Raw genomic sequence first — 11044 nt, 5'->3', positions numbered from 1 at the left:
GGTACTGCAGGGGGGACCCTGTGGGAGAGTAGGACGCCGCCGAACAATTGTTGTGGGAAAGCCCCGTGCCTCTGGTACGGGGCTTTCCTGCGTTCACGACCGATTCACCACCCGGCACCCACTGCACCGGCCGGCGCCTGGTCCAGGTAGGGTCAGGGAGCATAGTCGGCACGTTCCCCACAGGAGGCACCCGGGTGGAGGTCCAGGAGACCCGCGTTCAGACGGACCGGGTACTCACCATCCCCAACATCCTCAGCATGGCGCGTCTCGTTGGCGTGCCGCTCTTCCTGTGGCTGATTCTCCGCCCCGAGTTCGGCGGTCCCAAGAGCGACGGCTGGGCTTTGCTCGTTCTGATGCTGAGCGGCGTCAGTGACTACCTAGACGGCAAACTCGCACGCCGGTGGAACCAGATCAGCAGCCTCGGCCGCATCCTCGATCCGGCTGCCGACCGGCTCTACATCCTCTCCACCCTGGTCGGACTGACCTGGCGGGAGATTCTGCCGCTCTGGCTGACCGCGGCGCTTTTGGCCCGCGAGCTGATGTTGCTCGTGATGGTAGGAATTCTGCGCCGGCACGGCTATCCGCCACCGCAGGTGAACTTCCTGGGCAAGGCGGCCACCTTCAACCTCATGTATGCGTTCCCCCTGCTGCTCCTGAGTGACGGGACGGGGTGGCTTGCGTCACTCGCGGCGATTTTCGGATGGGCGTTCGCCGGATGGGGTACAACTCTCTATTGGTGGGCAGGGATCCTCTATGTGGTCCAGGTCCGCCGTCTCGTCAAAGCGGACACAATGGCCGATTGACCTCGCCTGTGTGGTAGCGCGCAGCGTTGCCGGCCGCGCGTGTCACCACACGTCACCACTGGGCACTTTGGGCGGGTGAAGTCGGCTCACCGGTCGTCTCTTCAAGGAGGACGCTTCCGACATGAAGGCCGTCGTAATGGCTGGCGGCGAAGGTACACGACTTCGCCCCATGACCTCGAGCATGCCCAAGCCGCTTCTCCCGGTGGCCAACCGGCCGATCATGGAGCATGTGCTGAGGCTGCTCAAGCGGCACGGGCTCACAGAGACCGTTGTGACCGTGCAATTTCTCGCCTCGCTGGTGAAGAACTACTTCGGCGACGGCGAAGAGCTCGGAATGGAGCTCACCTACGCCCACGAGGAGAAGCCACTCGGAACTGCCGGCAGTGTGAAGAACGCGGAGGAAGCGCTCAAGGACGACGCGTTCCTCGTGATTTCCGGTGACGCCCTCACCGACTTCGACCTGACCGACCTCATCTCCTTCCACAAGGAGAAAGGCGCGCTGGTCACTGTCTGCCTCACACGTGTTCCGAATCCACTCGAATTCGGCATCACGATCGTCGACGAAGAGGGAAAGGTCGAGCGCTTCCTCGAGAAGCCGACCTGGGGGCAGGTATTCTCCGACACCGTCAACACCGGAATTTATGTCATGGAGCCCGAGGTCTTCGACTACGTCGAGGCCGATGTTCCGGTGGACTGGTCCGGTGATGTATTCCCGCAGCTCATGAAGGAAGGCAAGCCGATCTACGGCTATGTCGCCGAGGGCTACTGGGAGGACGTCGGCACCCACGAGAGCTACGTCAAGGCGCAGGCAGACGTCCTGGAACGGAAGGTGGACGTCGAGCTCGACGGGTTCGAGATCTCGCCCGGGGTGTGGGTCGCCGAAGGGGCGGACGTCCACCCGGACGCCGTCCTGCGGGGCCCGGTCTACATCGGCGACTACGCCAAGGTGGAGGCCGACGCGGAGATCCGCGAACACACGGTCGTCGGATCCAACGTGGTCGTCAAGAGCGGTGCCTTCCTCCACAAAGCAGTTGTCCACGACAACGTCTACATCGGTCCGCAGAGCAACCTGCGAGGCTGTGTCATCGGCAAGAACACCGACATCATGAGGGCGGCGCGTATCGAGGACGGCGCAGTCATCGGTGACGAGTGCCTGGTCGGTGAGGAATCGATCGTCCAGGGCAACGTCCGCGTGTATCCGTTCAAGACCGTAGAGGCCGGTGCGTTCGTCAACACGTCGGTGATCTGGGAGTCCCGGGGCCAGGCCCATCTCTTCGGCGCCAGAGGCGTATCGGGAATCCTCAACGTGGAGATCACACCGGAGGTCGTGGTGCGCCTGGCCGGCGCGTACGCCACCACCTTGAAGAAGGGCGCCACGGTCACCACGGCACGCGATCACTCCCGCGGTGCGCGGGCACTGAAGCGGGCGGTGATCTCGGCACTGCAGGCCAGTGCCATCGACGTACGCGACCTGGAGAACGTGCCGCTGCCCGTGGCCCGTCAGCAGACGGCCAGGGGCAGCGCGGGCGGCATCATGATCCGCACGTCACCGGGTGTGCCCGACTCCGTGGACATCATGTTCTTCGACGAGCGGGGAGCGGACCTTTCGCAGGCCGGGCAGCGCAAGCTGGACCGGGTGTACGCGCGTCAGGAGTACCGCCGTGCGTTCCCGGGCGAGATCGGCGATCTGCATTTCCCGTCCAGCGTCTTCGACTCCTACACGGGCTCCCTGCTGCGCAACGTCGACACCACGGGCATCGCTGAGGCGGGGCTCAAGGTCGTCATCGACGCGTCCAACGGCAGCGCCGGTCTGGTGCTGCCGAGCCTTCTCGGGCGTCTCGGCGTCGACTCCCTGACGATCAATCCCGGCCTCGACGAGTCGAGGCCGACGGAGACCGCCGACACCAGGAGGTCCGGTCTCGTCCGGCTCGGGGAGATCGTCGCCTCCGCGCGAGCCGCTTTCGGGGTGAGATTCGACCCGGTCGGTGAGCGGCTCTCCCTCGTCGACGAACGAGGGCGGATCGTCGAGGACGACCGCGCGCTGCTGGTACTGCTCGACCTGGTCGCCGCGGAGCGACGCAGCGGCAGCGTGGCGCTGCCGGTGACGACCACGAGGATCGCCGAACAGGTGGCCGCCTACCACGGCACGCAGGTGGAGTGGACGACCACGTCCCCCGACGACCTCACCAGGGTGGGCAGGGAGGAGACCACCATCTTCGGCGGCGACGGCCGCGGAGGCTTCATCGTGCCGGAGTTCAGCAGCGTCTTCGACGGGACGGCCGCGTTCGTCCGGCTCGTCGGACTGGTCGCCCGTACGCAGCTCACCTTGAGCCAGATCGATGCGCGGATCCCGCGGGCCCATGTGCTCAAGCGGGACCTCGCGACCCCGTGGGCCGTGAAGGGGCTCGTGATGCGGCGGGTGGTGGAGGCCGCGGGCGACCGGCAGGTGGACACCACCGACGGTGTGCGGGTGGTAGAGGCGGACGGCCGGTGGGTGATGGTGCTGCCGGACCCGTCGGAGGCCGTCACCCATCTGTGGGCAGAAGGCCCCGACGACGCATCGGCGCAGGCGCTGCTCGACGAATGGTCGTCGGTCGTGGACGGCGCAGGTCACTGACGGACTCCGGTTCATCGAGGGAGCGCTTGCCGGCGCCCCTCGATGGACCGGTGGGGCCATTCGGCGGTAGCGGTTGCGACGTGCGACGATGTGCGGCATGTCGCAGCAGCCCCCCGTTCGGAGCACAGGCTCACCGCCCGCGCGCCCTGATGCGTCCATGTCGCTGCTGACCAATGTCATGGAGCACAGCCTCGACGACGGTTACGCCGAGGCGTCGGCCCGCAGGGCCGAGGGAGGCGGCCTTCCTCGTACGCTGCGTGCCAAGCTCGGTCTTGCCGCCGGTCTCGTGCTGGCAGCCGCCGTAGTCACGCTCGGAGCCGCCGAGGCGCGGATCGCGGCACCCGTGCTCGCCAAGGAGCGCGAGGAGCTCATCGACCGCGTCCACGCGCAGACCGACGGCGCCGACGCGCTGGAACAGGACGTCGAGGCCCTGCGGAAGGATGTGGAGGAGCGGCAACGCAAGGCCCTGAACACCCCTGACGGGGAGCAGGGCGGGACCGTCTCCCTGCTGGCCGGAGCCACCGAGGTGGAAGGGCCGGGCGTGAAGCTCGTCGTGGACGACGCCAAGAACACCGACCAGGGTGGTGGCGGTCCGCGGGAGAGCAGTGGTTTCTCGGACACCGGCCGGGTCCGTGACCGGGACATGCAGCGGGTCGTCAACGGGCTCTGGGAGTCGGGCGCCGAGGCGATCGCGATCAACGGGCAGCGGTTGACCGCCCTGTCGGCGATCCGTGCGGCCGGCGACGCCATACTGGTCGACAACAGGCCGCTGGTGCCGCCGTACACGGTGCTCGCGGTGGGGGACGGGAGCAAGCTCCGGGGCGCCTTCCAGAGCAGCGCCGACGGGCAGTATCTGCAGGTCCTGAAGGAGGACTTCGGGATCCGTACCGCCATCTCCGACGAGCGGACGGTGCATCTGCCTGCGGCCCCGAGCCTGATCGTACGAACAGCAGAGCCGGAGACGGCCGGCGCCGGGCAGCGCGGCGGTCCGGGCACGGCCGAAACAGAGAAGGGCACATCGTGATCGCCGTACTGGGCCTCGTCGTGGGAGTCGTGGTCGGCCTGTTGGTCCGTCCTGAGGTGCCGGCGATGGTCGAGCCCTATCTGCCCATCGCGGTCGTCGCCGCGCTCGACGCCGTCTTCGGCGGTCTGCGGGCCATGCTCGACGGGATCTTCGTCGACAAGGTCTTCGTCGTCTCCTTCCTGTCGAACGTCGTGGTGGCCGCGCTGATCGTCTTCCTGGGCGACAAGCTGGGCGTCGGCGCGCAGTTGTCCACCGGCGTGGTCGTCGTGCTCGGCATCCGGATCTTCTCCAACGCCGCGGCCATCCGCAGGCATGTCTTCCGGGCGTGACCGCATGAACAGCGAAGAGAACTCGAAGGACGAGGCGCGACAGGCGCAGCCCCTGCCGCCGGCGCAGCCGCCCGCGTCGTCCGGCGCGGCCGCGCCCGGTGGGCACGCATCCGGTGCGCACGAGTCCGGCGCCCAGGCGTCCGACCCGCAGGAGCCCGGCCCGTCGGGCGACGGGCCGTTCACCGGCAGGCAGCGGCTGGCCGCAGCGGTGTGGCCGCCGCGGGTGACCCGCGCTCAACTGATCGTCGCGATACTGCTGTTCGTCCTGGGACTCGGCCTGGCCATCCAGGTCCGGTCCAACAGCGACGAGAGCGCGTTGCGCGGCGCCCGCCAGGAAGACCTGGTGCGCATCCTCGACGAACTCGACAACCGCACACAGCGGCTCGAGGACGAGAAGCAGCGTCTCGAGGACCAGCGGACCGAGCTGGAGAACAGTTCGGACCAGGCAGAAGAGGCGCGGAAGCAGACGCGGCAGAAGGAGCAGCAGCTCGGCATCCTGGCCGGCACCGTCGCCGCACAGGGTCCCGGCATCACGCTGATGATCCAGGACCCGGCGCGGACGGTGGACTCGGACATGCTCCTCGACACGATCCAGGAGCTGCGAGCGGCAGGCGCGGAGGCGATCCAGGTCAACGGCACCCGGGTCGTCGCGAGCACCTTCTTCTCGGGAACTGCCGGTGACATCGAGGTGGACGGCAAGCGGATCACCGCGCCGTACACCTTCGAGGTCATCGGTGAACCCCAAGACCTGGAGCCGGCCCTGAACATTCCCGGTGGTGTGGTGCAGACCTTGGAGAAGGAGCAGGCCACGGCCGCCGTGGCGCGCTCCGAGAAGATCATTGTCGACGCCTTGCGGCCGGCGGAACGGCCTGACTACGCTCGGTCGTCACCGGAGTGAAACGGGGGAACATGGGGACTGCCGGACCAGGGCAGGCGATTGCCGGGGGTCGACGCATCCCACTTGTGGTGCGTGGTGGAAACTGTCTGGTGGATACGGACGTTGTGAGGGTGTCCGGGTCGGCAGGTGTGTTGGTTGAGGGTTCATCCTGCCCCACGGGCGGGTCTATTTCGGTCAAGGGGAAACGCCCGTGAAGTTGTTTGCGAAGTGGTTCGGCAAGAGTGCACGCGAAGACGGCGACGCCCGGCATCGCGCGTCGCGTCATGGTCAGAGCGAGGACCAGGGGGGTGAGCGTCCGCTGTTCCGCGACGAGGTCCCCGGTGGGGACAATTCGGGCGGACAGGGCGCGTCGTCTGTTGACCCTGCCGGTGCCGGAGGCATAGGTTTCGGGGAACCATCAACCTCAAGTACGGGTGGAGGGTTCGCTTCCGACCCGTATGCGACCAATGCCCACGCGGGGCAGCCGCGGCAGGAGGATCCGTCCATGGCGGGTTTGCCGGTTTGTACGAGGTGCGGCCACCGGAACACCGAGGCCGGCCGGTTCTGCTCCAACTGCGGTGCGCCGCTGCGGGGCGGAGCACCCGCCGAGCGTGCGTCGGAGACGACTTCGACCATCTCCATCTCCGGTATCGAGGCGTACGACTCCGAGGTGACGGGCCAGACCGCCGTCCCCTCGCTCTCGCCGGAGGCCCAGGCCGCCGTGGAGGCCCTGCCGCTCGGCTCGGCACTGCTGATCGTCCGCCGGGGGCCCAATTCGGGCAGCCGCTTCCTTCTGGACGGCGACCTGACGACGGCCGGCCGCCACCCGCAGAGCGACATCTTCCTCGACGACGTCACGGTGTCCCGTCGGCATGTGGAGTTCCGCCGGGACGCGGACGGCGGTTTCACCGTCTCCGACGTCGGCAGCCTCAACGGCACCTACGTGAACAGGGAGCGGATCGACTCCGCGGTCCTGTCCAACGGCGACGAGGTACAGATCGGCAAGTACCGGCTGGTCTTCTACGGGAGCCAGCGGGGCGCGTGATCCTCCCCCAGGCTCCGCCCGGGGGACACCCAGGGAAGGTACATGCTGCGAACACCGACGGGCGGCGCCGGTCACGGCGCCGCCGCCGCGGGTGACCGCCCGATGAGCATCGGTGCGGTGCTCGGGCACCTGCGCGAAGAGTTTCCCGAAGTGACCATCTCCAAGATCCGTTTCCTGGAGGCGGAGGGGCTGGTCGAACCGAGCCGTACGCCCTCCGGGTACCGCAAATTCAGTCCTGAGGACGTGGAGCGGCTCGCGCTCGTGCTGCGGATGCAGCGTGACCACTACCTTCCCCTGAAGGTGATCCGTGAGCAGCTGGACGCCCTGGAGCGGGGCGAGAGCGTCCCGCTTCCCGCGCAGGCCACGCAGCGGGAGCCCGTCGACGCGGGCTGGGAGCCGGAGGCCGACCGCCCGACCGCGGGCCGTATCGGCCGTGCGGCCCTGCTGGCCGCCGCGGAGGTCACCGAGGAGCAGCTCGCCGAGTGGGAGTCGTACGGTCTGCTCACGGCCGACGGGAGCGGTTCCTACGACGCCGAGGCCGCCACGGTCGCGCGGCTCATCGCGGACCTGGGCAGATTCGGTCTGGAGCCGCGTCACCTTCGCGCCATGAAGGCGTCGGCGGAGCGGGAGGCCGGGCTCGTGGAGCAGCTGGTCACCCCCCTGCGCAGGCACCGTAACCCGCAGACCAGAGCGCATGCCGAGGCGACCACCAGAGAGCTGGTGACCCTGTCCGTGAGGTTGCACGCGGCGCTGGTGCGCACGGCCCTCGGAGTGCAGGTCCACTGATCTTGGACCAACCCGACTACCCAAACCGGTCGCGCACGTCCTAGGGTTGCTGTGTGAACGAGCTCGACGTTGTGGGTGTCCGGGTCGAAATGCCCTCGAACCAACCGATCGTGCTTCTGCGTGAAGTGGGAGGCGATCGGTACCTCCCCATCTGGATCGGTCCAGGGGAGGCGACCGCCATCGCCTTCGCGCAGCAGGGCATGGCACCGGCCAGGCCGCTGACCCACGACCTTTTCAAGGACGTGCTGGAGGCGGTGGGCCAGGAGCTCACCCAGGTCCGCATCACCGACCTGCGCGAAGGCGTCTTCTACGCGGAGCTGGTCTTCGCCAGCGGGGTCGAGGTGAGCGCCAGGCCGTCCGACGCGATAGCGCTGGCCCTGCGCACCGGCACGCCGATCTACGGCAGCGACGGTGTGCTGGACGACGCCGGTATCGCCATCCCGGACGAGCAGGAGGACGAGGTGGAGAAGTTCCGCGAGTTCCTCGATCAGATTTCGCCGGAGGACTTCGGGTCGAGCAACCAGTGAGGGTTGCGGACCGGTGACGGTTCCGGCCGGAGGCGCCGTCGACGGTTCCGCGTCGGCGCATTCGAGTAGCCTTTCCCGGGATCGGGGCACGAGAAACCACTCTCAGGGTGATTATCACTCGGCGTGCCGAGTGTGGCGATCGTTGACGCACCCCTGGTGACTCCCTACCTTCGAGGTGGCAGGTCAAGGACGGAGGTCGGCGTGAGAAGCAGCGGCGACAGTACGGCTGGGGGCGGCCCCGGACCCGGTCCGGTGGAAAGCGGGCCGTATCCGCTGCACGACGGCGCGGCCGTGCCCTCCACCGACACCATCGGCTATCGCGGACCCACCGCATGCGCAGCCGCTGGCATCACCTACCGGCAGCTCGACTACTGGGCACGCACGGGCCTGGTCGAGCCGAGCGTCCGGTCGGCGTACGGCTCGGGCACCCAACGGCTCTACAGCTTTCGCGACGTGGTCGTACTCAAGATCGTCAAGCGCTTCCTGGACACCGGTGTGGCGCTGCAGAACATCCGCGCGGCCGTCCAGCACCTGCGTGCCCGCGGGTTCAGGGACCTCGAGCGCATGACGCTGATGAGCGACGGAGCGACGGTCCACGAATGCTCCTCGCCCGACGAGGTGGTCGGACTGCTCCAGGGAGGCCAGGGCGTGTTCGGCATCGCCGTCGGAGTCGTGTGGCGGGACGTCGAGGCGGCGCTGTCGCAGCTGCACGGCGAGCGGGTCGACACCGGGGAGACACTGGTCGGCCACAACCCGGCCGATGAACTGGCCAGACGCAGACGCGACCGGGCCGTCTGACCGTGCGCGGTGCTCCCCGTTGTCAGTGGTGTGCGGGAGCATCGGAGGTGTGAGAACCGCGCCGACGATCCTGCATCTCGACATGGATGCCTTCTTCGCCGCCGCCGAGCAGGCGGCGAAGCCCTCGCTGCGCGGAAAACCGGTGGTGGTCGGCGGGCTCGGTCCACGGGGTGTGGTGGCCACCGCGTCCTACGAGGCCAGACGCTTCGGCGTGCACTCCGCGATGCCGATGGCGCAAGCCAGGCGACTCGCTCCGAACGCGGCGTACCTGGTGCCGCGCTTCTCCCTGTACCGCTCGGTGAGCGAGCAGGTCATGGAACTGCTCGGACGGCTTTCGCCGCTGGTGGAGCCACTGAGCCTCGACGAGGCGTTCGTCGACCTGGAGGCGGGCGGAGCCGCCCGTGACACCCCGTCCGCCCGCGCGACCGCTGAGCGGCTGCGCGCCGACATACGAGCGGTCACGGGACTCACAGGATCGGTCGGACTGGCCGGCTCCAAGATGCTCGCCAAGATCGCCTCTGAGCAGGCCAAGCCGGACGGCCTGGTCCTGATCGAGCCCGGCACGGAGCGTGAGCTGCTCGGCCCCATGCCGGTCCGGACGCTGCCCGGTGTGGGGCCCGCCACGGGGGAGCACCTGCGCCGGGCCGGAATGACGACGGTCGCGGACCTCGCGGAGGCGGGCGAGGACGAGCTGGTGCGGCTGCTCGGCAGGGCGCACGGGACATCGCTGTTCCGCATGGCGCTCGGCCACGACGGCCGGCCGGTGGTGGCCGAGCGGGACGCGAAGTCGGTGTCGGTGGAGGACACGTTCGACGTGGACCTGCACGACCGGGTCCGGGTGCGGACAGAGGTGGAGCGGCTCGCCGAGAGGTGCGTACAGCGGCTGAGGTCGAGCGGCCACTCGGGCCGCACCATCGTTCTCAAGGTGCGGCGCTACGACTTCTCGACGCTGACGCGCTCGGAGACGCTCCGCGGGCCGACGGACGATCCCGCGGTCGTGCGGGAGGCCGCCGGAAGGCTGCTGGAGGCGGTGGACACCACGGGCGGGGTGCGTCTGCTCGGGGTCGGCGTCACCGGGCTCGCGGACTACACGCAGGAGGACCTCTTCGCGCAGGCGGCGGCGGAGGCAGGGGCCGCCGCGGCCGACGCGCAGGAGCGGGCCCCCGCCGACGGCGCTCCCGAGGACGTTCCGCCGCGCGGGTCGCACGAGGCCCGAGGGCCCGAGCCGGACAGCCGGCAGGAGCCGCCGGAGCGGCGCTGGGCCGCCGGACAGGACGTGCGCCACGCGCTGTACGGGCCGGGCTGGGTCCAGGGCAGCGGCGTCGGCCGGGTCACCGTACGCTTCGAGGAGCCGTGGTCGCAGCCGGGAAGGGTGCGGACGTTCCGGGTGGACGATGCGGAGCTGGAGGCGGCGGATCCGCTGCCGCTGGTCCTGCCGCGTGCGGGGGGCCCGGCCGGGTCGTCGCCGACGGCCGGGACGGTGGGGGAGACGGAGACGGCCGGGCGCGCGGGTGCGCCCTGCGGCGCGCCCGTCGCAGGGCCGGAAGCCGACGCCGGCGGGGGCCCCGCCACAGCTGCCGCGGCGACCGGGCCGACGCGCGACCCCTGCCCCCGGCTCGACGCCGGGCCGAACGGCGTGCCTTCCGCCCCTCCCGTTGCCGGTGCGGAGGCCGACGCCTGCGCCGCTCCCGCCGCCGCTCCGGCGACCGGGGAGGCCGTCGGGCCGGAACGCGATTCCCGCGCGGCGCCTGCCACGGGGCGTGAGGCCCAGCCGTATTCCGTTCCTTCTGCTGTGCCCGTCGACGCACCCGGGACCGATGCCTGCGTCGACCCCGTCACAAGGTTTGTGGCCCACGGTGTCACCGGGTCCGCGGACCGCTCCGTCACCGCGCCCGCGTCCGGCCCCGTTGCCGAGTCCAGTGGATCGTTCCGTCCCGAAGCGGCACTTCCGGTGCACGCACCCGATGTCCCCGGAGCCTCGGGCGTGGCCGTGGGCTCGGGGCCGGGAGGGGCCGGCTCCGGCGGCGGCGTGGCAGCCGCCGGCGCGGCGGCGTCGGGCTCCGGTGGCTCCCGGTGCGGCAGGGTCGCCCGGGCATGACAGGCCGTGGGGCGGGGTGGTCGACCCCGGCGACAAGCGGCGCCCGCGCGCGGGGGGGGGCGCCCGCGGGCCGGCGGGCGGGCGGGGGGGTGCTCTTCGCCCCCCCTGGCGGCGGCGGGGGGGGGGGGGGGGGGCCCCGG

Annotated in this window: 9 protein-coding genes and 1 pseudogene; all 10 read left to right on the top strand. The window is 69.8% G+C overall.

Annotated features, from left to right (window positions below; translation table 11 throughout):
• Positions 1-194 precede the first annotated feature (194 nt).
• Positions 195-803 (top strand): CDP-alcohol phosphatidyltransferase family protein, encoded by a 609-nt coding sequence (locus tag AB0903_RS33475; protein WP_100106128.1) that lies wholly within the window; start codon positions 195-197, stop codon positions 801-803.
• 121 nt (positions 804-924) lie between these two features.
• Positions 925-3420: a mannose-1-phosphate guanyltransferase gene (locus tag AB0903_RS33470; protein ID WP_366708512.1), complete on the top strand. Its 2496-nt coding sequence runs from the start codon at positions 925-927 to the stop codon at positions 3418-3420.
• Between the two features lie 97 nt (positions 3421-3517).
• Positions 3518-4444 (top strand): DUF881 domain-containing protein, encoded by a 927-nt coding sequence (locus AB0903_RS33465; RefSeq protein ID WP_366708511.1) that lies wholly within the window; start codon positions 3518-3520, stop codon positions 4442-4444.
• Positions 4441-4773 carry a small basic family protein gene (locus AB0903_RS33460; protein WP_018522495.1) on the top strand — a complete coding sequence of 111 codons (333 nt, stop codon included), beginning with the start codon at positions 4441-4443 and terminating at the stop codon, positions 4771-4773. The genes AB0903_RS33465 and AB0903_RS33460 overlap by 4 nt, the downstream gene beginning before the upstream one ends.
• Positions 4774-4777: 4 nt before the next feature.
• Positions 4778-5671, top strand: coding sequence for a DUF881 domain-containing protein (locus AB0903_RS33455; RefSeq protein WP_366708510.1), 894 nt, complete (start codon positions 4778-4780; stop codon positions 5669-5671).
• A gap of 145 nt (positions 5672-5816) precedes the next feature.
• On the top strand, positions 5817-6695 hold the full coding sequence (locus AB0903_RS33450; protein WP_366708514.1) for an FHA domain-containing protein: 879 nt from the start codon (positions 5817-5819) through the stop codon (positions 6693-6695).
• Positions 6696-6737: 42 nt separating this feature from the next.
• Positions 6738-7481: a MerR family transcriptional regulator gene (locus AB0903_RS33445; protein WP_366708509.1), complete on the top strand. Its 744-nt coding sequence runs from the start codon at positions 6738-6740 to the stop codon at positions 7479-7481.
• A gap of 53 nt (positions 7482-7534) precedes the next feature.
• Positions 7535-8008, top strand: coding sequence for a bifunctional nuclease family protein (locus AB0903_RS33440; RefSeq protein WP_005320145.1), 474 nt, complete (start codon positions 7535-7537; stop codon positions 8006-8008).
• A gap of 252 nt (positions 8009-8260) precedes the next feature.
• Positions 8261-8806, top strand: a complete 546-nt coding sequence (locus AB0903_RS33435; RefSeq protein WP_366708513.1) for a MerR family transcriptional regulator — start codon at positions 8261-8263, stop codon at positions 8804-8806.
• 49 nt (positions 8807-8855) lie between these two features.
• Positions 8856-10388: pseudogene (locus AB0903_RS33430) on the top strand (DNA polymerase IV); the annotation flags it as partial.
• Positions 10389-11044: the final 656 nt, after the last annotated feature.

It is taken from the genome of Streptomyces sp. NPDC048389 (genome assembly GCF_040706335.1).
Classification (GTDB): domain Bacteria; phylum Actinomycetota; class Actinomycetes; order Streptomycetales; family Streptomycetaceae; genus Streptomyces.
This window is presented reverse-complemented; position numbering and strand designations above follow the sequence as displayed.